Annotated in this window: 23 protein-coding genes; 8 read left to right on the top strand and 15 right to left on the bottom strand. The window is 72.1% G+C overall.

From position 1 onward, the window contains the following. The first annotated feature begins 142 nt into the window (after window positions 1-142). Window positions 143-2842, top strand: coding sequence for a glycoside hydrolase family 3 C-terminal domain-containing protein (locus AC1DXT_RS15660; protein WP_477062217.1), 2700 nt, complete (start codon window positions 143-145; stop codon window positions 2840-2842). Window positions 2843-2867: 25 nt separating this feature from the next. Here AC1DXT_RS15660 and AC1DXT_RS15655 read toward each other — a convergent pair whose 3' ends face one another. After that, window positions 2868-3944 carry a DNA polymerase IV gene (locus tag AC1DXT_RS15655; RefSeq protein WP_477062216.1) on the bottom strand — a complete coding sequence of 359 codons (1077 nt, stop codon included), beginning with the start codon at window positions 3942-3944 and terminating at the stop codon, window positions 2868-2870. Between the two features lie 123 nt (window positions 3945-4067). Here AC1DXT_RS15655 and AC1DXT_RS15650 point away from each other — a divergent pair, with 123 nt between their 5' ends. Then, window positions 4068-4613 carry a pyridoxamine 5'-phosphate oxidase family protein gene (locus tag AC1DXT_RS15650; protein ID WP_477062215.1) on the top strand — a complete coding sequence of 182 codons (546 nt, stop codon included), beginning with the start codon at window positions 4068-4070 and terminating at the stop codon, window positions 4611-4613. A gap of 22 nt (window positions 4614-4635) precedes the next feature. Here AC1DXT_RS15650 and AC1DXT_RS15645 read toward each other — a convergent pair whose 3' ends face one another. Both AC1DXT_RS15645 and AC1DXT_RS15640 read right to left on the bottom strand, forming a co-directional pair. Next, window positions 4636-5256: a GNAT family N-acetyltransferase gene (locus AC1DXT_RS15645; protein ID WP_477062214.1), complete on the bottom strand. Its 621-nt coding sequence runs from the start codon at window positions 5254-5256 to the stop codon at window positions 4636-4638. Window positions 5257-5344: 88 nt separating this feature from the next. After that, the gene (locus AC1DXT_RS15640) at window positions 5345-5626 is read right to left on the bottom strand and encodes a dsRBD fold-containing protein (protein WP_477062213.1); all 282 of its coding nucleotides are present in this window, start codon (window positions 5624-5626) and stop codon (window positions 5345-5347) included. Window positions 5627-5844: 218 nt separating this feature from the next. On the opposite strand from AC1DXT_RS15640, the gene AC1DXT_RS15635 reads away from it, so the two are divergent. Further along, window positions 5845-6696: a universal stress protein gene (locus AC1DXT_RS15635; RefSeq protein WP_477062212.1), complete on the top strand. Its 852-nt coding sequence runs from the start codon at window positions 5845-5847 to the stop codon at window positions 6694-6696. Between the two features lie 18 nt (window positions 6697-6714). On the opposite strand, the gene AC1DXT_RS15630 is transcribed toward AC1DXT_RS15635, so the two are convergent. From AC1DXT_RS15630 to AC1DXT_RS15615, 4 genes are all read right to left on the bottom strand, one after another. Beyond that, window positions 6715-7587, bottom strand: a complete 873-nt coding sequence (locus AC1DXT_RS15630) for a universal stress protein (RefSeq protein WP_477062211.1) — start codon at window positions 7585-7587, stop codon at window positions 6715-6717. A 178-nt stretch (window positions 7588-7765) separates the two neighbouring features. After that, on the bottom strand, window positions 7766-8194 hold the full coding sequence (locus AC1DXT_RS15625) for a DUF1622 domain-containing protein (protein WP_477062210.1): 429 nt from the start codon (window positions 8192-8194) through the stop codon (window positions 7766-7768). A 101-nt stretch (window positions 8195-8295) separates the two neighbouring features. Next, a complete protein-coding gene (locus AC1DXT_RS15620) occupies window positions 8296-8460 on the bottom strand; it encodes a hypothetical protein (RefSeq protein WP_477062209.1) in 165 nt (54 codons plus the stop codon). 1 nt (window position 8461) lies between these two features. After that, complete coding sequence (locus AC1DXT_RS15615) at window positions 8462-8917, bottom strand: DUF6325 family protein (protein WP_477062208.1); 456 nt, start codon at window positions 8915-8917, stop codon at window positions 8462-8464. A gap of 290 nt (window positions 8918-9207) precedes the next feature. Here AC1DXT_RS15615 and AC1DXT_RS15610 point away from each other — a divergent pair, with 290 nt between their 5' ends. The 3 genes from AC1DXT_RS15610 to AC1DXT_RS15600 all read left to right on the top strand — a co-directional run bounded on the left by AC1DXT_RS15610 (window position 9208) and on the right by AC1DXT_RS15600 (window position 14199). Beyond that, window positions 9208-11490 carry a winged helix-turn-helix domain-containing protein gene (locus tag AC1DXT_RS15610; protein WP_477062207.1) on the top strand — a complete coding sequence of 761 codons (2283 nt, stop codon included), beginning with the start codon at window positions 9208-9210 and terminating at the stop codon, window positions 11488-11490. Between the two features lie 50 nt (window positions 11491-11540). Further along, on the top strand, window positions 11541-11768 hold the full coding sequence (locus tag AC1DXT_RS15605) for a hypothetical protein (protein ID WP_477062206.1): 228 nt from the start codon (window positions 11541-11543) through the stop codon (window positions 11766-11768). Window positions 11769-11832: 64 nt separating this feature from the next. Continuing rightward, window positions 11833-14199 carry an arylsulfatase gene (locus tag AC1DXT_RS15600; RefSeq protein ID WP_477062205.1) on the top strand — a complete coding sequence of 789 codons (2367 nt, stop codon included), beginning with the start codon at window positions 11833-11835 and terminating at the stop codon, window positions 14197-14199. Window positions 14200-14209: 10 nt separating this feature from the next. On the opposite strand, the gene AC1DXT_RS15595 is transcribed toward AC1DXT_RS15600, so the two are convergent. Continuing rightward, entirely contained in the window at window positions 14210-16645 is a 2436-nt protein-coding gene (locus tag AC1DXT_RS15595; protein WP_477062204.1) for a flippase-like domain-containing protein, read from the bottom strand. Window positions 16646-17007: 362 nt separating this feature from the next. Between AC1DXT_RS15595 and AC1DXT_RS15590 the strand changes: the two genes are divergently transcribed. Further along, on the top strand, window positions 17008-17937 hold the full coding sequence (locus AC1DXT_RS15590; RefSeq protein ID WP_477062203.1) for a formylglycine-generating enzyme family protein: 930 nt from the start codon (window positions 17008-17010) through the stop codon (window positions 17935-17937). 16 nt (window positions 17938-17953) lie between these two features. On the opposite strand, the gene AC1DXT_RS15585 is transcribed toward AC1DXT_RS15590, so the two are convergent. The 7 genes from AC1DXT_RS15585 to AC1DXT_RS15555 all read right to left on the bottom strand — a co-directional run bounded on the left by AC1DXT_RS15585 (window position 17954) and on the right by AC1DXT_RS15555 (window position 23930). After that, window positions 17954-18403 carry a hypothetical protein gene (locus AC1DXT_RS15585; protein WP_477062202.1) on the bottom strand — a complete coding sequence of 150 codons (450 nt, stop codon included), beginning with the start codon at window positions 18401-18403 and terminating at the stop codon, window positions 17954-17956. A 43-nt stretch (window positions 18404-18446) separates the two neighbouring features. Next, a complete protein-coding gene (locus AC1DXT_RS15580) occupies window positions 18447-19001 on the bottom strand; it encodes a DUF1269 domain-containing protein (protein WP_477062201.1) in 555 nt (184 codons plus the stop codon). A gap of 36 nt (window positions 19002-19037) precedes the next feature. Further along, window positions 19038-19436, bottom strand: a complete 399-nt coding sequence (locus AC1DXT_RS15575; RefSeq protein WP_477062200.1) for an SHOCT domain-containing protein — start codon at window positions 19434-19436, stop codon at window positions 19038-19040. 118 nt (window positions 19437-19554) lie between these two features. Next, the gene (locus AC1DXT_RS15570) at window positions 19555-20904 is read right to left on the bottom strand and encodes a M20/M25/M40 family metallo-hydrolase (RefSeq protein WP_477062199.1); all 1350 of its coding nucleotides are present in this window, start codon (window positions 20902-20904) and stop codon (window positions 19555-19557) included. Between the two features lie 50 nt (window positions 20905-20954). Continuing rightward, complete coding sequence (locus tag AC1DXT_RS15565) at window positions 20955-22388, bottom strand: anaerobic C4-dicarboxylate transporter (RefSeq protein ID WP_477062198.1); 1434 nt, start codon at window positions 22386-22388, stop codon at window positions 20955-20957. Window positions 22389-22419: 31 nt separating this feature from the next. Beyond that, complete coding sequence (locus AC1DXT_RS15560; RefSeq protein ID WP_477062197.1) at window positions 22420-22821, bottom strand: hypothetical protein; 402 nt, start codon at window positions 22819-22821, stop codon at window positions 22420-22422. Next, on the bottom strand, window positions 22818-23930 hold the full coding sequence (locus AC1DXT_RS15555; RefSeq protein ID WP_477062196.1) for a M20/M25/M40 family metallo-hydrolase: 1113 nt from the start codon (window positions 23928-23930) through the stop codon (window positions 22818-22820). The genes AC1DXT_RS15560 and AC1DXT_RS15555 overlap by 4 nt, the downstream gene beginning before the upstream one ends. Before the next feature lie 157 nt (window positions 23931-24087). On the opposite strand from AC1DXT_RS15555, the gene AC1DXT_RS15550 reads away from it, so the two are divergent. Next, window positions 24088-26733, top strand: coding sequence for a winged helix-turn-helix domain-containing protein (locus AC1DXT_RS15550; RefSeq protein WP_477062195.1), 2646 nt, complete (start codon window positions 24088-24090; stop codon window positions 26731-26733). Window positions 26734-26754 lie beyond the last annotated feature (21 nt).

Genomic DNA, 26754 nt, shown 5'->3' with positions numbered 1-26754 from the left:
GCGGAGGGGGACCACAGTTGGTTCCCCCTCCGGGGTCGACGCCCGCGCAGTGACCGGAGTGTCATCGGCAGTTATCCGGACCGTGACCGACGGACCCGCCCGGGTCCGGAGGGACGCGGACCGTTCTCGAGGGGGGCCAGTGATGACCGCGGTGCTCAGTGCTCGGGTGGGACGCAAGGGACGACGCATCGCGGCGGGCGTGGCGGTAGCGGCGGTGGTCGTCGGGGTGCAGACCGTGTCGCCGGCCGCGGCAGCCCCCGGCGACCCGTGGATGAACACCGCCCTGTCGCCCGACCAGCGTGCGGTCCTGCTGCTGCAGGCGATGACGCTGGAGGAGAAGGTCGAGCTGATGTCCGGCGACCAGGGCGCCGCCCCGGCAGCGTTCTACAACGCGCCGATCGAGCGGCTCGGGATCCCCGAGCTGAGCATGGCGGACGCGACCCCGGGCATCGCGTCCCGCGGCTGGGTCCTGCCCGACACCGCCGACACCGCGACGGCGATGCCGGCCAACCTGGCGCTGGCCGCGACCTGGGACCCCGCTCGGGCGCGCGACTACGCGGGGGTCGTCGCCGACGAGGCGCGGCAGACCGGGCACGAGGTCCTGCTCGGCCCCAACTCCGACCCGACGCGCAACCCGTTCTGGGGCCGGCAGGCCGAGTCGGCGAGCGAGGACCCGCAGCTCAACTCCGCGATGGTCGTCCCGTACGTCCAGGAGGTGCAGGCCCGCAATGTCATCGCCGACCTCAAGCACTACACCGCCTACACGCAGGAGACCTACCGCGGTGGCGACCAGAACGCCGTCGTCGACGAGCGCACCTTGCGCGAGGTGCACACCGCCGCCTACGAGGCCGCGATCGCGGACGCCGGACTCGGCTCGGTGATGTGCTCGTTCAACAAGATCAACGGGGTGTACTCCTGCGAGAACGAGGCCACGTTGAACGACATCCTGCGCGAGCAGCTGGGGTTCCAGGGGTTCGTGCTCACGGACTTCGGAGCGATCCACTCCACCGAGGCGTCGATCGTCGCCGGGACGGACCTGGAGACGGGCACGCGCGCCTTCTACGGCGACGCGCTCCTCGCGGCGGTGAACGAAGGCTGGGTGAGCGTCGCGCTCGTGGACCGCGCGGTGCTGCGCATCCTGCGCACCATGTTCGCGATCGGCGTCTTCGACAACGACTACACCCCGTCCGCCATCCCGGTCGAGGAGCACGGCGCCGTAGCGCGTGAGGTGCAGGAGGACGCGATCACGCTGCTCAAGAACGACGGGCAGGCGCTGCCACTCGACGGCACGGCCATCGACTCCATCGCGGTCGTCGGTGCCGACGCCACCATCCCGTCCGCGCTCGGCGGCTCGGCGTACGTCCAGCCGACGTACGAGGTGTCGCTGCTCGACGCCATGCGGGAACGGGGTCGGGAGACCGGTGCACAGGTGCGCTACGCCCAGGGCAACGACCCGGTCAACGGCGCGAACATGATCGAGACGCTCGACATGACGGCCGTGCCGTCCTCGGTGCTGCGCCCCGAGCGCGGGATCGGCGACGGGCTCACCGCGCGCTACTACCCGAACGCGGACTGGACCGGAGCGCCGGGCCTGACCCGCACCGAGCGGCAGGTCGCCTACGACGTCGGCTTCATCGGTGGTCAGCCCGCCTTCGCCAGCCTGTACGGCTCGCAGGTGCAGCCGACCCCGACCCTGTCCGGCGCGGGACCGGCCGGCAACGGCGACCAGTCCGTGCGCTACACCGGCGAGCTCGTCGCACCGAGCACCGGCGCGTACGTGCTCGGCGCCACCGGGTGGGGGGATGCTCGCGTCTACCTCGACGGCACCCTGGTCGTCGACATGACGGGCACCGACGGCCGCCGCGACGTCCGTTCCGCGCCCCTGCAGCTCACCGCGGGGCAGGAGTACGACCTTCGCGTCGAGTACTCCCAGAACCACCCGCTCGTGGGCCTGCAGCCGGGGACCTTCCTGCTGCAGTGGTCCACGCCGGCCGACGCGGTACCGCCGTCCGTGGCGGATGCCGTCGAGGCGGCGGCTGCGAGCGACGTCGCGGTGGTCTACGTGCGCACCTACGAGAGCGAGGAGCGGGACATGGTCTCGCTCAAGCTGCCGCAGAACGCCGACCAGCTCGTCCGCGCGGTGGCGGCCGCCAACCCGAACACGGTCGTGGTGGTCTCCGCGGGCTCGGGCGTCATCATGCCGTGGGCCGACGCCGTCCCGGCGGTGCTGCTGAACTACTTCGGCGGGCAGGAGGAGGGTCACGCGCTGGCCTCCATCCTGTTCGGTGACGAGGACCCGTCGGGTCACCTGCCGGTCTCCTACCCGGTCAGCGAGGACGCACTGCCTGTCGGCGTGCAGAACCCCTGGCTCGACGACCCGAACGTGGAGTTCACCGAGGGGCTGAACGTCGGCTACCGGGGCTACCTCGCGTCCGGTGTCCAGCCACGGTTCGCCTTCGGGCACGGCCTGTCCTACACCGAGTTCGTCATCGACCGGCTCCGGGTCGGCAACAACATCCGCGCCACGGGCGGCCAGGACACCGTCGACGCGCGGGTGCGTCTGAGCAACGTCGGTGACCGCGACGGCACCGAGGTCGTACAGGTCTACCTGGGCCCGCTCCCCGGCGTCGACTCGCCGCCGCTCAAGCTCGCGGGGTTCGCCAAGGTCGAGCTCGGCGCCGGCGACCGCCAGCAGGTGCGGATCGAGCTGGACCGGCGCGACTTCTCGTACTGGGACGCCGACGCCGACCAGTGGGTGACCCCGATCGGCCAGGTCCCGGTGTACATCGGGCGCTCGGCCGTCGACGTGGACCTGGCGGGAGCGGTGCGCGTCCGTCCCTGAGGTAGCTCGAGCACGCCGGTCCGCATCAGATCCTGCCGCGGACCGGCGTCCGGTCGGCGGGATCGGCGTCCTGGGGCATCGTCATCTCTGCGCGCACCCCGAGCAGGCGGACCTCCCGGTCCTCGAGCTTGTCCGTGAGCGCCATAACCGCAGCGACGATGGTCTCCCCGTCCCGGGTGGGTGCCCCGAGCTTGCGGCTCATGCTCGTCGTGACGAACGGCGCGTAGCGCACCTTCAGCGCGACGCGCACGACCGACCGGCCGTCCTGGGCGACGTCCTCGACGACGTCGCGCGCCAGCGTGCGGACGGCCTCGCGCGCCTGGTCCGGGGTGGTCAGGTTCTGCTGGAACGTCGTCTCCCGGCTGTGGCCGCGCGGGATCCACGGGCTGTCGTCCACCGTGGTCGGGCCGATCCCCGCTCCGAGCTCGTGGTACCAGACGCCCATCTTCGGTCCGAACTCCGCCGTCAGAGCGTCGACGGGCGCGGCGGCGAGCTCGTGCACCGTCGTGACCCCGAGGCCGGCGAGCCGGCGCGACACCTTGGTCCCGATGCCCCACAGGTCGATCGTCGGGCGGTCGCCCATCACCTCGAACCAGTTCACGGCGGTGAGCCGGAACGTCCCGGCGGGCTTGCCGAACTCCGTGGCGATCTTCGCGCGGACCTTGTTGTCGCCGATCCCCACCGAGCAGTGCAGCCGGGTCTCGGCCAGGACCGCCGCCTGTGCCCGCCGGGCCAGCGCCTCGGGGTCGTCGGTCCGTGCACCGAGGAAGGCCTCGTCCCAGCCGAGCACCTCGACGACGACCCCCAGCGACCGCAGCGTCGCCATCACCCGCTCCGACACGGCCTCGTACTCGGCGGCGTCCACCGGCAGGAACACACCGTCGGGGAGCTTGCGGGCCGCGATCCGCAGGGGCATCCCGGAGTGCACCCCGAACGCGCGCGCCTCGTACGACGCGGTCGAGACGACGCCTCGCTCGGTCGGATCCCCGCGGCCCCCGACGACCACGGGCAGGCCCGCCAGCTCCGGGCGGCGCAGCACCTCGACCGCCGCGACGAACTGGTCGAGGTCGACGTGCAGCACCCACGCCTCATGCGTGCCCATCCGCCGAGTCTGCCCGGTGTTCGGGGTCCGCGTCGCCGGGTATCGTCGCGAACGACCGGTCGGGAGGCCGTGCCCGGTCGGAACAACGTCCGTCGCGCAGTGTCGCCGAGCGGAGGGGCCACCATGGTGAACGAGCAGCTCGATCAGGGTGTGACGACCGGCGAGATCGACCCGCGCTACGGGGACCCGTCGGCCACGCCACCCACGTGGGAGGCCATCGAACGGCGGCTGGCGGACGCGCAGCTCTACTGGATCGTCACGGTCCGGACGGACGGCCGTCCGCACGCCGTCCCCCTCGTGGGTGTCTGGGTGGACGGCGCGTTCGCGTTCTGCACCGGGCCCGAGGAGCAGAAGACGCGCAACCTCGACGGCAACGCGCGCGTCGCGGTGACCACCGGCAGCACGGGCGCGGGCGGCTGGGACAGCGGCACGGAGCTGGTGGTCGAGGGCACCGCGACGAGGGTGACCGAGCCGGACGACCTGCACAGGCTGGCGGACGCCTGGTTCGGGAAGTACGGCGACGACTGGAGGTTCGTGGTCCGCGGGCAGGGGTTCGTCGAGGCCGGCGACACCGGGGGAGGCTCGGACGGTGCGTGGGTGTACCGGGTGGTCCCCGCGAAGGTGCTCGCCTTCGGCGGCGGGCACGGCCAGACGGCCTACCGGTTCTGACCAGGTCGCGCGGGATCTCTCCTCACGGGTGCCGGAGGGCGTGCATGTGCGGGCCGGTGTCGCCGAGCCGCACCGAGTTGACGCGGACGAACCCGTGCGACTCGTACAGGCGCACGTTCGCCTCCACGGTGGTGTTGACGTGCGCGGGCACGTCCGCGGGGATCGCGGCGAGGCCGGCGTCGATGAGCGCGCCCCCGATGCCCTGGCCGCGCCGGTCGGCGTCGACGCCCAGGAGGTGCAGCAGGGCGTGCGGTTCGTCGGGCAGCTGCCCGTGCATCGACTCGAAGCCTGCGCGGACCAGGGCGACGTGCTCCTCGGGGAGCAGCAGGTCCAGCATCGAGCGTCCCGGCAGGTCAGCGGGACCGCTGGGCGCTGACGGCTGCGTGCCGGGCACCGACCACGCGGCGGCCCCGACGGCCTGCTCCCCGGCCACGGCCAGCCACACCGTGCCGGCCGCGGTGTACGCCTCGACGGGTCCCCACAGGAACGCGGCGACGGCCGCCTCGCGACGGCGGTGCGGACCGAAGATCCAGTCCATGAGCGGATCGGGCGCGAGCGCGCGTGCCAGCACGGCACGGATCACCGGCAGGTCCGCCGGCATGGCGCGCCGGATGTGGGGCTCGTTCGCGTCGTGCCCCACCATCGCGACTCCTCACCGGCGCCGGTGACCCGACGAGCCGGCGACGGGACCATCGTCGCGTGCCGGGTCGGGGCCCGTCACCCCTCCGCGGTCACCGCACGATCTGCACGTCCTCGTGCTCGATCGCCGAGATGTCCTCCGACGTGGCGCGCAGCAGTCGGTCGGCCAGGTCGCGCAGCGCCCGGGCCGCGGCCAGCTCGTCACCGATCTCCGGGACGTCGCGGTCCTGAGGTGCCCGGCGAGCGCGTCCTTGACCTTGGAGACGGGTGCCGCTGGAGGTGGTGAGCTCGGCGTGCGCCTTCGTGACGTCGCCGTCCCCCCGCAGGTCGTCGGTCTCGAACAGGTCGATCCGAACCTTCCAGGTGCGTGTCATCGCACTGCTCCCTTCCGCCCGTGGGTGGCCCACCCGTGCGGCGGGCGTCCTCCCTCTCAGCGTCCGTCGGCACGCCGCCCGGGGCGTAGGGCACAAGGTCCCCGCTCGGCGCGCCCAGGGCCGAACGGCTCTACCGCCCGCCGCGGTCCCGGGTCGACGATCGGTGCGACAGCGCGCACGCCTGGCGTGCGGGAACGCCTCGAGAGGTGGTGGCGGCCGTGGCAGCACCAGACCCGACGCCGACGATCGTCGTGGGCGTGGACGGATCGGACTGCGCACTGAGGGCGGTCGGGACGGCTGCCGCCGAGGCGCACGTCCTCGGGTGCCGGCTCGAGGTCGTCCACGCGTTCGTCTGGCCCGAGCTGCGGGTGCCCGAGGGGGCGCTCGTCGGTGGGTCGGGTGGCTCCGGGCTCCGACACGAGGCCGACCGCATCGTGGCGGAGGCGGTGGAGCTGGCTCGGCGCGCCGCACCCGACGTCGCTGTCACCGGCCGCGTGGTGACGGGAGCGCCTGCACCTGTCCTCCTGCGCGCGAGCGTGGACGCAGCCCTCGTGGTCGTCGGGGACCGGGGGCTCGGCGGGTTCACCGGGCTGCTCGTCGGCTCGGTCGCGGTCGCCCTCGTCACGCACGGACGCTGCCCGGTCCTCGTCCTTCGTGGGCGGACCGCGCCGGCCGGGCCCGTCGTCGTCGGGGTCGACGGCAGCGGCGGCGCCATGCCCGCGGCGGAGCTCGCGCTCGCCTACGCGGCCGCGCACGGAGCCACGCTGCGGGTGGTCACGGTCGTGCCGTCGGACGGAGCTCCTGCGGCCGACATGGACCTGGTCGACGCAGCCCTGCGGCGTCCCGACGCCCACGGCGTGACAGTCGAACGCGTGGTGCAGGAGGGTGACGCTCGCCAGGCGCTGATCGCCGAGAGCCACTCGGCGCGTCTCGTCGTCGTCGGCTCCCGCGGCCGCGGAGGGTTCGCCGGGCTGCTGCTCGGCTCCGTGAGCCAGGCCGTGCTGCATCACGCCGACTGTCCGGTCGCCGTGCTGCCGCGAGACGCGGGACGGCTGCAGCTCGGCCGGTGACCACCGAGCCCCACGCGTTCAGCCGGTCGGGTGGACGACCATCACGGGGCACGTCGCGTGGTGCAGCACCGTCTGGCTGACGGAGCCGAGCAGCAGGCCGCGGAACCCGCCCCGCCCCCGGGACCCGACGACGAGCAGCTCGGCGTCGTCGGCCGCGGTGAGGACGACGGAGGCGGGTGCGCCGCGGCGCACCACCGCGCGGACCTCCACGTCCGGATACCGCTCCGCGTGTCCCGCGAGGCTCTCGGAGAGGACGACCCTCTCCGCGACACGGAGCTCCTCGACCTCCTCCGGCATCCAGGGTGGGACAGGCCCGATGACCGAGGGCAGCTCCCACGCGTGCACGGCGACGAGCTGCGCGCCGCGACGGGACGCCTGGTCGAACGCGACGTCCACGGCCTGCGCGCTCGTGGAGGAGCCGTCCACGCCGACCACGACCGGCCGGGGCGTCGAGGGGGTGGCCGCCTCGGCATGGCGGCGGACCACGACGACGGGGCAGTGCGCATGGGCCACGACGGTGACGCTCACGGACCCGAGCAGCAGTCCCGCGAGGCCCCCGCGGCCTCGTGACCCGACGACCAGCAGGTGCGCGCGCTCGCTCTCCTCCGTGAGCGCGGCGGCCACGCTCTCGCGCTCGTCGACCTGCGTGGTCACCTCGAGGTCCGGGGCGACCGCGTGGGCCCGCTCTGTCGCGTCCGCGAGCACCTGACCGCCTACCTGGGCGGACAGGTCCAGCGGGCGGTCGCTCACGACGTACCCGTCCACGACGGTCCGTGCGACGAAGACGATCCGCAGCGGCAGCCGTTCACGTGCGGCTTGCCGTGCAGCCCACTCCACCGCGTCCGCGGCGTGCGCGGACCCGTCGTACCCCACCACGATCGCTCGGCTCATCGCGCACCTCCGACAGATCGGTGCCTTCTCCCTCACCCTGCGACGGTCGCGCGTCCCGCTCGTAGGGTCCGAGGTCCCGACTACGGGTGGTGCTGCGAGGCGACGACCGGCCCCGCGGCCGTCTTCGTCCCGCGGCGCGAGCACGACCACCCGGACTCGGTGGCGCGGGTGCGGCGGTTCACTCTCGAGCGGCGTCCGGCGCGGTGAGGTCGGGGGTGTTGCGGGAGCGCCGAGCGGCCTCGGCCATGCGGGTGGGACCCGAGACGAGCGCTCGTCGCCAGGGCAGGACGCCGTCGATCTCGACCTCCAGCGAGAAGCTGAGGACGGTGCGGATCAGGACGATCAGGCCCAGGACCACGACGTTCTCCAGCGTGGGCGCGACGGCGACCGTGCGGATGAGGTCGGCAGCCACCAGCACCTCGAGAGCGAGCAGGAGCGCGGCACCGAAGGACTGTCGCAGCGTGACGAACCCGGTCTGACCGCTGGTCGTCCGGCGCCAGGCCGAGACGGCCAGCCACAGCGACCACACGAACCCGAGCACGAGGATCACCGCACCGAGACCCTCGAAGGCCCGAGCCACCTGCTCCATCACTTCGGAGAACGTCATGCCGTCATCGCCTGGTGCAGGACATCGACGTGGGTCGCCACAACCCGCGGTGATCGCTCACGCGCGTCACTCCTCTCGACGGGTCACGGCGATCGGGCGGGCTAGATGCGGCGGCGCCGGCGTCCGGGCGTGACGGCTGCGGCGACCACGGCGGTCTTCGCGACGGGTGCGGGTCCGGGCGTGACGGCCTTGGCGACGACGGCAGTCTTGGCGACGGGGTGGCCGATGACGCCGACCCTGCCGATGCGAGCGGGACGGAGCGGCATGTCAGACCTCCTGGGCGAGCGCGTCGTCGGCCTCGATCGAGGCGATGATCGCTTGGATCGGGATGCGGCCGTCAGCGATGAGCTGACCGCCCGAGCGACGGGCCGCGGACGCGAACGGTGCGGCCCAGAGGTTCTCCCAGATGAGCACGCCGGCCGTGCTCCCGGGATCCATGGCCGCGGCCAGGTTCTCGACGTCGTCTGCTGCGAGGAGCTCGGCCAGCTCGGCCTCGATCTTCTGGAGCTCTCCGAGCTGGGGGACGTCGGACAGCTCCATCGCGTCGACCGAGCCGTCCTCGTTCTTGGTGAGGATGAGCACGTCGATCACGCGGATCGTGCCGGCGTCGACGAGGGTGACGAGCTCGTCAACCATCTCTCCGGTGAAGTTGCTTGCTCCGGCCGGGAACTCCACGACGATGTAGTCGACGGGTCCCAGCGTGTCCAGCGATGGCTCGGTCATGTGGATCGACTTCCTTCTCGCGGGGTGCTCAGGACGCGAGTGCCGGCGTCGTGAGCTGGGTGGACCAGGCCTGACCGCACGTCCCAGAGGGCCTTGACGCCCCGCCGATGTCGGGGTCGCGGAACAGGTCCCACAGATGGCGGTGAGGCTCGTCGTGATCGTCGTGCCCCCGAGCGGGCGCGGGGATCACCCCCGGCGCCAATCACCCGGGTGAGCATCATTCGGGCCACGAACCCCAAAGGCACCCAGACAGGACGCTAGGGTGCGAATCAGGCGACTCGGGGGAGGCGATGGAGCAGCGACACGGTCCCGACCGGACGGTGAGCGCGCAGCGGTCTCCGGGCGGCGGTCTCGTCCGGGCCAAGCTCGCCCCGCCTCGCCCGCCGCACGGCTCGGTGAGCCGGCCGCAGCTGCTCGAGGCCCTGCGCGCCGGACGTCACGGGAGCCTGACCCTGGTCTCCGCGCCGGCCGGGTACGGCAAGACCACCTTGCTGACCGAGTGGGTGTCCGCGGGGCCGCCGGGCATGTTCGCGTGGGTGACGCTCGACGGTGGCGACAGCGATCCGGCCCGGTTCTGGAGCCACGTCGTCGCTGCCCTGGCCACCGTGGAGCCGCGGGTCGGGCGCGCGTCGCTGGCCGGCGTCGGGCCGCGCCCGGGTGAGATCGTCGACGTCGCGCTTCCGCTGCTGTTCGACGAGCTCGCGGACGCCGGGCCCGACCTGGTCCTCGTGCTGGACGACTATCACCGCGCCGAGACGCCGGAGATCAGCGCGCAGCTCGGGGAGTTCCTCAGGTACCGTCCGGGCCGCGTCCAGCTCGTCGTGTCGACCCGGTCGGACCCTGCGCTCGGGGTGCCGACGCTGCGCGCGTCGGGGGACCTGGTCGAGCTGAGGGCGGACGATCTGCGCTTCGACGACGCCGAGCTCTCGCAGTTCTTCGACGGGATCGGGGTCACCGGACTGACCGCAGACGATGAGCGTCGGCTCGCGGAACGGACCGGGGGGTGGCCGGCCCCGGTCCGGCTCGCCTCGCTGCTGATGCCCGAGCATGACCGCTCGTCGTTCATCGAGCACTTCACCGGCGCGAGCCGGCACGTCGTCGACTACCTGGCGCGCGACGTGCTCGAACGGGTCGACCCGTCCACGCGCGAGTTCTTGCTCCAGGTATCGATCCTCGGACGGCTCTGCGGTCCGCTGTGCGACGCGGTGACGCTCAGGTCCGGCTCGGGGGCGCTGCTGGCGGAGCTCGAACGTGCCAACCTGTTCATCTCCGTCGACAGCGCCGGGGAGTGGTACCAGACGCACCAGCTGTTCAGCGAGGCGCTCCGGGTGGAGCTCACGCGGACGTCCGGGCCCCTCGTCCCGGAGCTGCACGCCCGCGCGGCCGCGTGGCTTGAGGCCGCGGGAGACCTCGAGTCGGCCACGGACCACGCCATCGCAGCCCGTGACGTTCCCTTGGCCTCCCGCCTCGTCGCGGACCAGACCCAGCCGATGTCGGCCACCGGGCGCAGTGCGCACATGCGGCGGTGGCTCGCCGCGCTGTCGTGGCCCGAGGCACGGCAGGACCCCGAGCTCGCCTTCGTCCGGGCGCTCGTCGCGAGCTTGTCGAACAACATCGACGATGCCATGGAGTGGCTCAGCGTCGCCCGGACGGGTGCCCTCGAGAAGCTGGACGCCGGGGGCCTGCCGCTCGGCTTCCGCGTCGACTTCCTCGAGAGCACCGTGGGCGTGAACGACGCCGGCAAGGCGGAGGCGGCAGGGCGGCGCGCGGTCGCCGGTGCGCCGAACCCTGGTTGGCACGGCATCGCGGTGTCCTGCGTCGGGCAGGCGCTGTACCTGCAGGGCAGGACGTCGGAGGCGGTGGACATGTTGCGCCTCGCCCTCAGCGAGATCTCGGACGCGAACCCCATCATGCTGGCGTTCGCGGTCGGCAACCTCGGGCTGGCGGAGTCGATGCTGGGGACCGAGAGCCACGCGGACCCGCTGCTCGACCGGATGGTCGCAGTCCTGCAGGCTGCTGGAGCCGATCGCTCGCCGCCCGGCGCGACCCTGCTGCTGGCCAGAGGCGAGCGCGCACGCCGCGAGGGCGACCCCCGGGGTGCCTCGGTCCACATCCGCGCGGCCATCGACATCCTCGACGCGATGCCACGCAACGCCTGGCTGGCGAACGCCCACCTTCTGCTGGCCACGTCGCAATGGTCCTTGGGTCATGGCCCGGAGGCCCGCGAGTCCGTGCAGAAGGCACAGGAGATCCTCGATCGGCTGCCGGACCCGGGCGGGCTCGTGTCGCGCGCGGCGACGTTGCGCGACCACATGGCCACACCGGTGCATCACGCCGCCGACTTCGGGGAGGAGCTCTCCGATCGCGAGGTCGTCGTACTGAGGCTCGCCGGCGAGGGTCTCCGGCAACGGGAGATCGCCGATCAGCTCTACATCTCCTACAACACCGTCAAGACCCATCTCAAGGCGGCCTACCGCAAGCTTGGTGTCACGTCGCGCGATGCGGCGATCGCGCGCCTGGACGAGCTCGACCACCAGCTGGAGACGGAGCAGCTCGCCGTACCACCCGGGTGAGCCAGGGGCTGGGTGATCACACCGGCGGAGGGTGCGCGAAGAATCCGCGGATGGTCCAGTGCACGATCGTCCTGGCGGGGGAGCTCGACGGACGCTTCAGCGATGCTCTCGACGGCATGAGCCTGAGGGCCGCGGACGGCCGGACGACGCTCGTCGGAGAGCTGACCGACCAGGCCCAGCTGCAGGGCGTCCTGCACCAGCTCTTCGACCTCGGCCTCGAGGTGCTCTCGTTCACCACGACGCCGGCGGATCACCCGGGTGACTGGTCACCCGGGTGAGGCACGCCCCGCCGGGTCCCGCACAGCATGGGTGGGGCTCGGCCGACGGAGCAGGAGGAGCGTCATGAGTGCTGATCGCCACGCGCGGACCATGCTGCCCATCCCTGACAGGCCCGCGCCAGGGCTGACCACCTACGACGCGAAGGACCCGGACACGTCGTTCCCCCCCATCGAGCCGCTGCTGCCACCCGAGGGCGCCCCCAACGTCCTGATCGTGCTGCTCGACGACGTCGGCTTCGGCGCGTCGAGCGCGTTCGGCGGCCCGTGCGCGACGCCGACGGCCGAGCGCCTGGCTGCGGGCGGGCTGAGGTACAACCGGTTCCACACCACGGCGCTGTGCGCCCCCACCCGGCAGGCCATGCTCACGGGACGGAACCACCACTCGGTCGGGATGGGCAGCATCACCGAGACCGCCACGTCAGCGCCGGGGAACAGCTCGCTGCGGCCGAACACCAAGGCGCCGCTCGCCATGACGTTGAAGCTCAACGGCTACTCGACCGCGCAGTTCGGCAAGTGCCACGAGGTGCCCGTGTGGCAATCCTCCCCGATGGGGCCGTTCGACGCCTGGCCCTCCGGGGGCGGCGGGTTCGAGACGTTCTACGGGTTCATCGGTGGGGAGAACAACCAGTGGGACCCCGCGCTGTACTCCGGCACCACGCCGGTCGAGCCTCCGGCCACCCCGGAGGAGGGGTATCACCTCACCGAGGACCTGGCGGACCACGCGATCGGCTGGGTGCGGCAGCAGAAGGCCCTCATGCCGGACCGTCCGTTCTTCGTCTACTTCGCCCCGGGCGCGACGCACGCACCGCACCACGTCCCACCGGAGTGGATCGAGAAGTATCGCGGCCGGTTCGACGACGGGTGGGACGTGCAACGCGAGCGGACCTTCGCCCGCCAGCTGGAGCTCGGCATCATCCCCGAGGGCACCGAGCTCACGGCACGGCACGCGGAGATCCCCGCCTGGGACGACATGCCTGACGAGCTCAAGCCGGTGCTCGCCCGTCAGATGGAGGTGTACGCCGGGTTCCTCGAGCACGTGGACCACCACGTCGGCCGGCTCATCGACGCGATCGAGGACCTGGGGGTGCTCGACGAGACGCTCGTCTACTACATCGTCGGCGACAACGGGGCATCGGCTGAGGGCACCCTCAACGGCGCGTTCAACGAGATGGCCAACTTCAACGGCATGGCGGCGATCGAGACCCCCGAGTTCCTGGTGAGCAAGATCGACGAGCTCGGCTCGCCCACCTCCTACAACCACTACGCGGTGGGGTGGGCATGGGCGATGAACTCACCGCTGCAGTGGACCAAGCAGGTCGCCTCGCACTGGGGCGGCACGCGCAACGGGACCGTGGTGCACTGGCCGAAGGGGATCACCGAGGCGGGCGGCCTGCGGTCGCAGTTCACGCACGTCATCGACATCGCGCCGACCGTCCTGCAGGCCGCGGGCCTGCCGGAGCCGACGATGGTGAACGGCGTGCAGCAGTCCCCGATCGAGGGCACCTCGATGCTCTACACGTTCAACGCGCCCGACGCCCCGGAGCGGCACGACCTCCAGTACTTCGAGATGTTCGGCAACCGCGGCATCTACCACCGTGGCTGGAGCGCCGTCACCAAGCACAAGACCCCGTGGGTCCTGGTCGGCGGGAACCTCGCGGCCTTCGACGACGACGTCTGGGAGCTGTACGACGGCAGCACCGACTTCAGCCAGACCCATGACCTGGTCGCGGAGCACCCAGACATGCTTGCCACGCTGCAGCGACTGTGGCTGATCGAGGCCACCAAGTACGGCGTGCTCCCGCTGGACGACCGCACCGGTGAGCGCCTCGACCCCTCCATGGCGGGGCGACCGACCCTGATCCACGGCACCTCGCAGCAGTTCTTCGCCGGCATGGGACGTCTGTCGGAGAACAGCGTCGTCAGCATCAAGAACAAGTCGTTCGCCGTGACCGCCGAGATCGATGTGCCGGCGGTCGGAGCGCGCGGCGTCATCATCGCCCAGGGCGGTCGCTTCGGCGGCTGGAGCGTCTACGCCAAGGACGGCCGTCTGACGTTCTTCTACAACGTCCTGGGCATCCACGCGTTCTCGGTCGGTGCCGACGTCCCCATCCCGGCCGGCACGCACCAGGTCCGCGCGGAGTTCGCCTACGACGGCGGCGGGCTGGCCAAGGGCGGCGAGGTCACCCTGTTCCACGACGGCGCGGTCGTCGGCAGGGGCCGGGTCGCGATGACGCAGCCCATGATCTTCTCGGCCGACGAGACGACCGACATCGGCTACGAGTCGGGGACCACCGTGAGTCCTGACTACACCGCCGCCACCAGCCGGTTCACCGGCAAGATCCGCTGGGTCCAGATCGACCTCGGCGACGACGACCACGACCACTTCATCGACCCGGAGGAGCGGCTGCGGATCGCCATGGCGCGCCAGTAGCCATCGCCGTTCACGCGTAGTCGTTCCGGTGCAGCCACCGCATCGCGGCCGCCCCCCAGATCGGTGGCAGGTAGAACGTCACGAGCCGGTAGGTGATGGCCGTCGAGACGGCGATGTCGCTGGGGATCCCGACGGCCTGCAGCCCGACCGTCAGGCCGAGCTCGGCGACCCCCATGCCTCCGGGGACGGGCATGAGGCCGGAGAACAGGGCCACGGCGGTGATGACGAGGATCAGCTGTGAGAACGACGCCGTCTTGCCGAACGCCTGCAGGCACAGGGCGAGGACCCCGGCCTGCAGGAGCTGCGCGACGAGGTTGCCTCCGAGCATCGCGGACACGTTCGCGGGCTTGCGGAGCACCCCGAGCGCGGAGCGCGCCGAACGCGCCTGGCCGACGAGCGCGGCGCGGGCGCGGGGGACCATCGCGGTGAGGCTGTGACGCAGCCGGGGGACGGCCAGGGTGACCACGACGCCGGCCAGGATCAGGACCACCATCGCGACGATCAGCGAGGGACTGCTCGAGTCGGAGCTCGCCGCGCTCGACCCCGACGAGAGGGCTGACGTGAAGCCGGGCAGGCCGCTGACGAGGATCAACAGGATCAGCGCGACCTGCACGACGAACCCGCTGACGCTGTCGATGAGGCCGAACGCGAGGGCGGTCGCTGCGGGGATCCCGAACTTCTGGAAGAAGCGGACCTCGAGGGTCAACCGGGCGGCGGTCGCGGGCAGCACGAGGGAGATGAACTGGATGGCGTACTGCAGCATGAGCACCGGGACGTAGCGCAGCCGCGCGTTCGCCGCTCCCAGGGTCGCGCCGGCGAGCGCCATCTGGATGCACGGGGAGAGGACCAGAGCGGCGACCAGCCAGGCCCAGTCCGCCGAGGCGAGCGCTGCCGCGACGCTGGCGAGGTCGACGCCGGCGAGCAGCGTGACGAGCACGTAGACCACGAGCCCGACGAGGAGAAGTGTCCCGATCGACCTCGGCGTCACCCGGCGCAGCTGTTGCAGCGGCGGCTCCTCGACACCCGTGGCGGCGACCGCCGCCGCACGCAGCTCGTCGAGCGTCCAGGTCGCTGCACGCACGTCGGCCCGTGTCCGGCTGCCGAGAGCCGCGGGCTGCACGTAGGGCAGCACCGCTGCGAGGCCCTCGGAGCCCAGGGCCTCGACCGCCGCGGCGAGGGCTCGGGCGGGGCCGACCGTGATCGCCGTGACGACCAGGAGCCGGGCCTGGTCGCTGTGGAGGTCGCCCTCGTCGGAGGTGTGGGCAGYGGCGTCGAAGTCCGCGAGGGCGACCGAGCCGTCGGCGCGGAGGACGACGCTGCTTCTCTCGATCCGTCGATGGGCGATCCCGGCGTCGTTCAGCGCCGCCACCGCACGCCACATGCTGCCGAGCAGCTGGTCGTCCACCTCGTCGGCGTCGAGGAGGCTCAGGGGGGCGCGGGGGGTGCTCGTCACCAGCAAGGCGTCGCCCTGGTCCGCCAGGCCGACCGCGACGATGTCGAGCGTCGGCACACCCGCCTGCGCGGCCAGCATCGTGTACAGGGCTTCGTGCTCGACGCGGGACCTGCGCGTGCCCCACACGTGTGCGCGTTCCCCCCGACGCGTCATGGCGGCCCACAGCGATCCCACGACCTGGCTGTCCCAGGCGTCCCGCCCGTAGACCTTGACCAGGAGGTTCGCGCCGGGAGCGGTGCGCGCGACGAGCAGGTTCTCCGCGGCGACCCGTCCAGGGGCCGCCATCACCTCGGAGGCGGGCACGCCGACGTCTGCCAGCGCGACCAGGACCTGGGCGTCGGTCAGCCGTCCCTGGGGAGACCCCATGACCAGGTGCGCGACGGCGGCCGCGGCGATCCCGACCGCGATGGCGGCGCTCGCCCCGATGAGGTTGGTCGCACCCAGGCCGATCGCGGCCACGGCACCCAGGCCGAGGACGACACGGCTCGCGTACCTCCAGGGTCGGGCGAGGTGCGGCGAGGCGGTGACGACGACGGCGGTGACCATCGCGACCCGGGTGGCGACGTAGACGACCGGGGGGCCGGACGACACCAGACCCTGGACGATCGTGAACGCGTCCGTCCCGGCGAGTGCACCGACCCCGAGCGCAGCACCGAAGGCCAGCGCAGCGGCGGTCACCTGGTCGAGCAACAGCCGGCGCCGTCCTCGGCTCACGGCGGCGAGCAGGACGACGCCCATGGCCCAGAGGGTGAGGACGGCGTAGACGATGCTCCACAGCCAGCCGAACAGTGGTTCCAGACGAGCGAGCACCGTGTCGAGCGCGTCGTCGGCTCCGGTCGGCCCCGGCGCCGCCAGGGCGAGCAACCCGAGGGCGAGGACCGAGGCGACGAGCAGGATGACGTCCGTCGGACGACGTAACCGTGGGGCGTCGGCCGCGGACGACCAGATGCGGACCAACCCGCCTTCGCGAGCCTGGTCCGTGCTGACGGCCATCGAGCCTCCTGGCGTGACGACTGACCTGAGTCGGCGCGGCCGATGCCCGGCAGGTCTTCCACGAGGCTACTGGCGCCCGCGGCGTGGCAGTCGAGTCTTCGCCGGACACGCGGGCGCGGATGTTCGTGGTCCGAGGACGGCCGACGACGGAGGTGCGGACCGATCACCCGGGTGAGCACCTGGATGGGTGAGCCCGGCGCCGACGTGCGTGGCCAGCATGGAGGAGCGCATCGCGAGCGCCGAGGAGATCGACCCGATCCGACAGCGCGGGAGGCGCCGTGGCCGACGGTGGTCGCACCATTCGCACGATCGCACGTCGGACCGACCAGACCAGTGCGCCGGGGACCGCGCCGTCGCCCGGGATGGTCTGGATCCCGGGCGGGACGTTCCTCATGGGCTCCGACGACCACTATCCGGAGGAGGCGCCGACCCACCGCGTCACGGTCGACGGCTTCTGGATGGACCAGCACACCGTCACCAACGGTGACTTCGCACGGTTCGTGAAGCACACCGGCCACGTGACCGTCGCCGAGCGGAGACCCGACCCCGCGGACTATCCCGGCGCGCTGCCTGAGCTGCTCGTCCCGGCCTCGAGCGTGTTCGTGCAGCCGTCGCAGCCGGTCAGCCTGGACGACCCCTACAGCTGGTGGACCTACATCCCCGGCGCCGACTGGCGCCACCCGCAGGGCCCGGGCACCTCGGTGAAGAAACGGCCCGACCACCCCGTCGTCCAGGTGGCGTGGGAGGACGTCGTCGCGTACGCGCAGTGGGCCGGCAAGGACCTGCCGACCGAGGCCGAGTGGGAGTACGCCGCGCGCGGCGGGCTGGACGGTGCCACCTACGCGTGGGGCGACGAGCTCACGCCCGGGGGGAGGTGGATGGCGAACACCTGGCAGGGGGAGTTCCCGATACAGAACACCCGCGACGACGGGCACCTGTGGACCGCGCCGGTCGGCTCCTACCCGCCCAACGGCTACGGACTGTCGGACATGACCGGCAACGTCTGGGAGTGGACGGCCGACTGGTTCCAGCCGCACGCGGAGACGTCGCACGCCTGCTGCACGGTCGAGAACCCGCGCGGGGGCGCCCGCGCGGCGAGTATCGACCCGAGCACTCCGTCCGTGGCGATCCCGCGCCGGGTGATGAAGGGCGGATCCCACCTGTGCGCGCCCAACTACTGCCGGCGGTACCGCCCTGCGGCCCGCATGCCGCAGGCGGTCGACACCGCCACGTCGCACCTCGGCTTCCGCTGCATCAGCCGCGGACCAGGCGGCTCGATCCCTGTCCGCTGACCGGGTCTCTCACCGTTCAGCGAGCACCTGCGTGCAGGACGAGGAGGAACTGTCCTCCTCCCGGCTCGACAGTGGCGGTCACCGGAAGGCCAGGTGCGAACCGCGAGAGCCGGTCCACGAGCCATACGGCTGCCTGCTCGCCGTCCGCCTTGGTCGGGCAGCGGCCCACGACCTCACGGCCGCCCTTGCGGGTCAGCCGCTCGACGGTCGACACGATCGGTGCCGGCTCCACCACGAACAGCGCCGGCGACCAGGCCACGACGGGCTTCACGGCTCCCTTGCGGGTGTTGCAGGCCCGGTGCGCGAGCCGCTCGGAACCCGGCACCGCCTTCTTCCCCTTGGGCGTCGCGCCGCCGTCGATGCTCGGGCCACGGTCGGCGTTGACGGACGCGTCGGGGTCGACCGGTTCGTCGCACAGCCAGCATCGCCAGCCGTCGCGCGAACCGACCTCGTCAAGGGTGCTCATCCCCGGAGGCTACGGGCCCCMGGGGCCGATCCCGTCCGCGGCGCTACTTCGCCTCGGCCTGGACCTCGTCGGCCGCTGCCTTGATCGCGTCGGCCTCGGCCTTCTCGATGGCTTTCTCGAGGATGGCGTCCGCCTTGTCCAGCGCCTTGCGGAGCGCCACCGCGCTGGGGTCGGAGACCAGGGCCACGATCCCGGAGTGCCCGGCCACGATCGAGTCCTGCAGGTCCTCGGCCAGCTCCTTGCGGTTGTGCAGCGCGACACCCTTGCCGGCCGCGGCGCCGACGAGGCCGAGCGCGGCCGCGCTGCCGAGAATGGTCGGAGGGAAGATGAGGCCGAGCGCGACGCCCCCGACGACTCCCCACGTCAGGCCCTTGCGGGTGCTGTGATCGGTCGACTTCAGGATCTCCAGCGTGCCGTCGGCGTCCCGCTTGACGACGAGGACGCCCTCGACGTTCAGGGTCTTGCCGTCCTCGGCGCCCTTGATCGCCTCGTACGCCTCCCATGCGGTGTCGGTGTCGGTGAAGTCGGCGACGAACAAGGTGTAGGCGCCGTCCGAGACGAGTGCGGCGGCGCTGAGAGTGTTCTGGTCATCGGACATGGCGGTGCTCCTTCGAGTGGGACGTGCGGTCCACCCTCACGATCCGAGGGCGGTGGCCTTGAGCTTGGCGAACTCGGTCTGGTCGATCGCGCCGGAGTCGAGGAGGGCCTTGGCCTGGGCGATCTGGTCGGTGGGCGACGACGATGCGGTCGCGGTGCGGATGCGGTCGTCGAACGCGGACTGCGCGGCCTGCACCTGGGCGGCCTGCCGGGCGCCCATGCCCTTCCCCCGCACGATGAGGTACAGCAGGATCCCGAGGAACGGGAGGATGACGAGCAGGACGACCCACAGCGCCTTGACGCCGCCGCCGGTGTCCGGGTCACGGAACAGGTCGCCGAAGATCGCGATCAGCAGCCAGAACCAGATGATGAACAGGAAGAGCTCGAGCATCCAGAGCAGGATGTCGCCGCTCCCGAACGACGCGGTCAGGTTCACTGGGCCTCCTTGTGGGGGTGGTCGCGGCCGGTGAGGTCGCGCGGACGGTGGATCACGGACACGCACGCAGCGACCAGGACCCCGCGCGCCGACGAGCGCCCTGCCGAGGATGCCGGGGTCACAGGCGCCGACCCAGGTTCTGCAGGAGCAGCGCCTGCGCGACGATCATCGTCTCGATCTCGGCGGGGTCGACGCTCTCGTCGGACGCGTGGATGCGGGACAGCGCGACGTCCTCGGGGCCCCAGAGGATGAACTCCGCGCGCGGGGCCACCGCCTGGAGCGAGCGCAGCAGCGGGATGGAACCGCCGCAGCCCGCCTCACCGACGGACGTGCCGAAGGCCTCGGTCATGGCCTCGCGTGCCGCTGCGTACGCGGGGCCGTCGGTCGCGCACGTGAACGCGGGGGCGGCCTTCGTGCGCTGGACGTCGACCTGGGCGCCCCAGGGGACGTGCGTCTCGAGGTGCGTCACCAGGGCGTCGAGCTCCTGCTGCGGGTCCGACCCGGGCACGATGCGCATGGAGATCTTGGCGCTCGCCTGGGGGATGAGCACGTTCGACGAGCCGGCGATGCTCGTCATGTCGAGGCCGATCGCGTTCACGGAGGGGCGCGCCCAGAGCCGTGCGCTGATGGGACCCGTCCCCGTGAGGCTGACCCCGTCGAGGACGTCGGCGCTGGCACGCAGGTCGTCGGCGCTCAGGTCCTCGCCCGCCCAGGTGGTCGACGTGACCCCGTCGACGGCGACGTCTCCCGCGTCGTCGTGCAACGTGGCCAGCAGACGGGCGAGCGCCATCATGGCGTCGGGCGCGGGCCCTCCGAAGACCCCGGAGTGCAGCGGGTGCTCGAGCGTCCTGACGGTGACCACGCAGGCGACGTCGCCGCGCAGCGCGGTGGTCAGGACCGGGTCACCCACCCGCAGGTTGCCCATGTCGCAGATGATGAACAGGTCGCAGTCGAACAGGTCCGGGTGCGCCTCGACGAAGGCCTCGAGGTTGCTCTCGGTCTCCTCCATCCCCTCGAGGATCAGCTTGACCGTGCACGGCGGCTCGCCGTCGAAGACGCCCAGGGTGCCGAGGTGGATGATCAGGCCCCCGATGTCGTCGGCGGCCCCCCGCCCGTAGATCCGTCCGTCGTCCTTGCGCGTCGCCGTCCACGGGTCGCTGGTCCAGCCCTGGTCGGCCGGGGCCGGCTGGACGTCGTAGTGGGCGTAGAGCACGACGACCGGCGAGCCCTCGGGTCCGTCGATCTGCCCGTAGATGGGGGAGTACCCCGTGGGCACGTCCATGAGGCGCGCGTCGGTGAAGCCGGCGTCCTGGAACAGTCGGAGCGTCTCCTCGCCCATGCGGTGCACCGGCTCGGCGGGGTAGCCGGGGAACGCGACGGACGGGATGGCGACGAGCGTGTGCAGGTCCTCGAGGAGGCCGGGCATCAGGTCGGCCGCCTTGCCCGCGATCTGGTCCTTGGTCTGCACGACGTGCTCCGTTCTCTCCTCGACACCCCGCGGGTGCCGCGCCGCCGGGGTCAGAAGAAGACGGCCCCGATGACGGAGCCGACGATGATCGTGGTGACCGAGAGCACGAGCATGGGGATGAAGAAGCTGTGGTCGATCAGCTTGGTGCCCAGCTTCGTCGTGCCCGTGAGGTCGAAGTTCGCGGCGGCGATCTGCGTGCCGTTGGCCGGGAGGGTGTAGACGCCACCGAGCGCACCGGCCCACATGCCGGTCACCACACCGGGTGGCAGGCCGACAGCGAGACCGATCGGCACCATGGTCCGCGTGGCCGTCGACTGGCTTGTGGTGAGCGCGGCGACGAGGAACACGGCGAGCGCGAACAGGAACCGCCAGTCGGTGACCCAGGCGCCGACCGTGCTGATGATGAACTCCTCGTGCGCGGCGATGAACGTGGCCGTGAGCCAGGCGATGCCGAAGAGGGCGATCGCCGAGATCATGCCGGCCTTGAACACCGACTGGTCCGGCACCGTCTTCACGTCGGGCCGCCCGACGAACAGGATGATGACGCCCACGACRAACATCACCAGGACGATGGTGTTGGTCATGTCGAGCGACACCGTGCCCACGTCGGGGACCTCGAACGAGGGGCGCAGCCCGGGGAACAGGCCGAGGATCACGATCGCCACGACCCCGGCGAAGAAGACGAGCGCGGAGTTGCGGCCGGCACGCGTGTAGGTGAGCTGCGCGGAGGCGGGTGCAGGCTCGGCGACCCCCGACGGACCGGTGACGTCCGGACCGAGGCCTGCGCTGCCGGACGACACCGCCCCGGCGGGGACCCCGACGGCCACGGCCGGGGGAGCGACGAGCTCCCCGGACGCGATCTTGGCCTGGACCTCGGGGTCGTCGTCCAGGTCCTTCCACATCCGGTTGACCACGAGGGACGTGACGATGATGCCGATCACGCACGCCGGGATCGTGATGGCGAGGATCTGGGTCAGCCCCAGGTTGTACGGCTCGACGTCCGTCAACGTCAGCATGGCGGCCATCGCCGCCGAGACGGGCGAGGCCGCGAGCGCGATGCCCGACTGCACCACGGTGACGGTCAGCGGGCGGGAGGGTCGGATGTGGTTCTTGTAGGAGACGTCGTAGATCACCGGCAGCAGCGGATAGATGATGTTGCTGGTCCCGGCGCCCACGGAGAACGCGAAGGCGGTCAGCGGTGCGATGAGGGTGATCTGCTTCGGGCGCCGCTCGATGACCCGCGCCGCGACGCTGACCATCCAGTCGATCCCTCCGGCGGCCTGCATCAGGGCGGCGCTCGTGACGACGGCGAGGATGATCGCCATCGCGGCGGCGGGTGGCTCGCCCGGCGCCTCGCCGAAGACGAAGACCAGGATGAACGTGCCCAGGCCGCCCCAGAGCCCGACGCCGACACCGCCGGCCCGGGTGCCCATCACGATGGCGCCGAGCACCACCAGGGCCTCGAGTACGAAGCTCACGCTCATGCCGATTCCTCCGTCCCAGTCCCCCGCGCGGTCATCCGGTGGTGCACTGCGTGTCGAGCGACTCCGCCAGGGCTCCGAAGGCGTCCCGCACGTCGTCGACCGCCGCCGACAGCAGCGGCGCCGCGGTGTCCTGAGCCTCCGAGCCCGCGGCGAGCTGGAGGTCGTCGACGGCCGTGCGGAGCCGGGAGGCCGCGGCGTCGAGGCGGTCCTCGGAGAGCGCCTCGAGCTGGTTCAGCTGCGCCTTCGCGGCGACCGCCTTGGCGGCCACGCTCGCGGACGCACCCTCGGTCTGCGCCAGCTCACGCAGGTCGTCGACGGTGGCGGTGAGCGCGGCGTAGCTCACGCAGGGGTCCTGGTCGGCCGGGTCGGCGCACCCGGCGACGGTCGCGGTCGCGACGACGACGAGACCGAGCCAGGCGGCGGGCCGCCTCATCGGGGGGCTCCGGTGACGATCGCCAGGAGCACCCGGCAGGCGAGGACCATGTCGTCGACGGCGATGTGCTCGGAGGTCGCGTGCTCGTCGACCATCCCGGTCGGCAGCGCGACGCAGGGGATGCCCTTGGCGTTGAAGAAGTTCCCGTCGGTCCCGCCGCCGGACTTGCGCGGGACCACGTCGAGGCCGACCGAACGGATCGCGGCGGCCGCCTCGCGGTAGGGCACGGCGTCCTCGTCGATCTTGTAGGTCTGGTAGATGGTCTCGACGCCGAAGTCGACGGTTGCGCCGTGGCGGTCGGCGGCCAGCTGGGACGCGTAGCGCATCGCCTGGAGCTGACGGTCGAGCTTGCCCTGGTCGTGGCTGCGCGCCATCCCCTCGAGGACGGCCGTGCCGGGCACGATGTTGCGGGCCTCCCCGCCCGTGAACGTCCCGATGTTCGCGACCRTCTCCTCGTCGATCCGTCCCAGCGGCATCCCCGCGACCGCCTCCGCGGCGACCTGCACGGCATTGATGCCCTTCTCCGGCTCGACGCCGGCGTGGGCCTTCCTGCCGACGAAGGTGATCGTCAGGTAGACGGACGTGGGCGACCAGTAGGTGATCGAGCCCATGGCTCCGGCGGTGTCCAGCACGAACCCGTGGCTCGCCTCCAGCAGCCCCACGTCGAGCTGCCGGGAGCCGACCAGCCCGCGCTCCTCGCCGACCGTGACGACGAACTCGATGGTGGGCACGGTGTCGTCGGGGTGCTCGCGCAGGAGCGTCAGGACCTCCAGGCAGCCGGCGATCCCCGACTTGTCGTCGGCACCGAGGATCGTCGAGCCGTCGGTCCGGACGACGCCGTCGGCCACGATCGGAACGATGCCGCGATCGGTCCCCGCGGTGTCCATGTGTGTCGAGACGAGGATCGTGCGGTCGGGGTCTCCCGGGCGGACGGCGACGAGGTTGCCGACGTGGTCTCGCCGGACGGCACATCCCAGATCCGTGAAGCGGGCTTCCAGGTCGTGTCCGATCAGCTCTTCCTGACCCGTGGGACTGTCGATCGCGACCAGGTCGAGGAACGTGCGCAGGAGTCGCTCCCGATCGACGCCGTCGCGCAGCACCGTAGCCATGTCGCGAGGATGGCAGCCGCCCGGGTAGGTGGTCCCCATCCTCGACCGGGTGGGGCGCACCACGGACGCGCCGCGGACGTCGATGCTGGTCATCGACCGACATGTCCGCAATGATCGAGTTCGAGCGATTGCTCAGGCTGGTCAAGGGGGGGGTCCCGTGACGCGCAGCGGATCGGGCGGGCGCCTCCCCGCCGACGCAGCGACCTCGTTCTATGGGTCGCGGCTCCATGCACCCCCGAACCCGGCCCGCTACCTGCGACGGCCGCGCCTGGTCGAGCTCCTCGATCAGGCGACGTCTGCGCCCATCACCGTGGTGGTGGCTCCTGCGGGGTCGGGCAAGACGTCGTTGCTGGCCGACTGGCTCTCGTCGGCCGCCGTCCCGACCGCGTGGGTGTCCGTCGACGAGACGGACCGGGACGGCGGGCAGCTCTGGGCCGGCGTCACGGTCGCGCTCGGCGAGCTCGTCGACGGGCCGACGGCCGGTGTGCGAGGCGCTCGTCGTCCTGGCTCGCCGGCTGCGGCGGTGGCCGCGCTCCTCTCGGGGCTGGAGCAGGCGGAGCATCCCGACGCGGCCGTGCTGATCATCGACGACGTCCACCTGGTCGACGACGACGAGGGCATCGTCCGGTCCATGGCGATGTTCCTCACGTCCGTCCCCGCGTGGCTCCACGTCGTGCTGCTCTCGCGGCGCACGCCGAAGCTGCCCATCGACCGGCTCCGCGTCCGCGGGCAGCTGTCGGAGGTCCAGTTCGCCGAGCTCCGGTTCTCTCCCGAGGAGGCCGGGTGCATGCTCGCCCGCCTCGACGCCTCGCTGGACCAGGACGAGGTCGGCGAGGTGGTCGATCGAGCCGGGGGCTGGGCCGCGGGTCTCCAGCTCTCGGCGCTCGCGTCGCGGTCGGACAGGGCGCAGCCCGCGGCGATGCCTCGGGCCGACACGCGGGGGCTCCTCTTCGCCGACTACGTGTGGCGTGAGGTGCTGGGAGCCGAGCGTCCCGACGTCGTCGGCGTCCTCCTGGACACCTGCGTCGCCAAGCGGGCCGACGCCTCCCTGGCCACCGCGCTGACCGGGCGCAGCGATGCCGGCGAGCTCCTGCTGGAGGCCGAGGCGCGCGGCCTGTTCGTCACCAGGCTCGGCCCGTCCGGCTGGTTCGAGGTGCACTCGGTGGTCCGGGACGAGCTCCTCGCCGAGGCGGCACGCCGGTCGCCGCAGCGCGTGGCCGATCAGCACGCGCGTGCCGCGCGATGGTTCGAAGATGCCGGCGAGGTGGCCACGGCCCTCGAGCACTGGATCCTCGCCGGCCGGCCACGCGACGCGCTGCGGCTGCTCGCGGGCCGGGTCGAGGAGCTCTACGACTCCGGGCGCGAGGCGACGATCGCACGCACCCTGGCTCAGATCCCGCTCAATCTCGCCTCGACGGACCTGCAGGCCCTGATCGAGTTCGCCTGGTGCCACCTGCTCGTGGACAAGCACCGGTTCCTCGAGACCGTCCGGGCGGGCGAGGGCAGGGGGCACCTCGGCGTGGAGGCTCGCACGCAGACCGGGCGGCTGACGATGCTGCAGTCCGTCGCCGCCACGGTGACCGGCGACTGGAGCAGGAGCCGTGAGCTGACGGCGGAGTCGATGGCGCTGCTGGGGGAGGACGTCCGCACCGACGAGCTGGGGCGGTTCGGCTGGAACCTGCTCGCGCGCGAGGTCGCGCTGAGCGAACGGTGGGACGACGGCTCCGGCCAGCTGGAGCAGATCCGGCTGGAGCTCGGTGCGGACCCGGAGCGTCGGCTCAGGTACGAGGGCATCCACGCGCTGGGCGAGGCGCTCGCGGGACGTCCGCTGGACGCGTTGCGCATCGCCGCCGGCGTCCGGGACGTCGTCGCGGTGGGCTCGATGACGATCCTGTCCGCCGAGCTCGGCATCGCCGAGGCCCTCGCTCACCGCGAGCTCGGAGACCGAGCCCGAGCGCTGACCGAGCTGACGTCCTCCTCCCCACCGTGGCGCGACCCGGTCACGCACGCGCAGTGCCTCGCGATGCTCCAGCTGACCGAGCTGCGGCTCGACGACGGCGACGTCGCGGCTGCCGACGAGTGCTTCGAACGCGCCCACGAGTTCGTGCGCAGCGAGTTCGCGGGACCGGGTGGCCTGACGTGGTTGGCCCGGRCGGGGACCGTCCTCTGCCTCGCCTCCGGCCGGATCGCTGAGGCCCAGATCTGGGCCGAGCGCGTGGACGACCGGTTCTGGGGTGGGGTGGGGCTCGCCCGCGTGCGGCTCGCGGAGGGCGGTCGGGCCGAGGCGGAGGCGCTGCTCGACCAGGTGGCGCCACGCTGCCCGCGCCACGAGGTGGTGCGGGATCTGCTGCGCGCCCGGGCCGCGGGATCCCATCCGCTCGCCCTGGAGTGGGCAGCACGCGCGATCGCGCTGGCGACCAGCGTGGGGCTCGTGCAGACGGTCGCGTCCGAGGGCGCCGAGGTCCTCGACCTGCTCGAGGTCCAGGCCGTCGTGGCACCTCAGGTGTGGCTCGACCGGGTGCGGAGGGCCGCCTCACCGCACGCGACGACCGTCGTGGACCCCAGCCCGCCGGGAGAGCACCTCACCGAGCGCGAGCTCGGCGTCCTGCGGATGCTGCCGAGCCGGCTGACGCTCCCCGAGATCGCCGACGAGCTGTACATCAGCGTAAACACGCTGAAGTTCCACCTCAGGGTCATCTACCGCAAACTGGGTGTCGGCTCCCGGCTCGAGGCGGCCGACATCGCCCGGCACCTCCACAGCGAGAGCAGATCGCGGGTGAGCGGGGGCGCGCACGGGCGCTGACGGTCGCGTTCACCCCGTGCA

The organism is Cellulomonas sp. P1_G12_2 (genome assembly GCF_056405535.1).
This window is presented reverse-complemented; position numbering and strand designations above follow the sequence as displayed.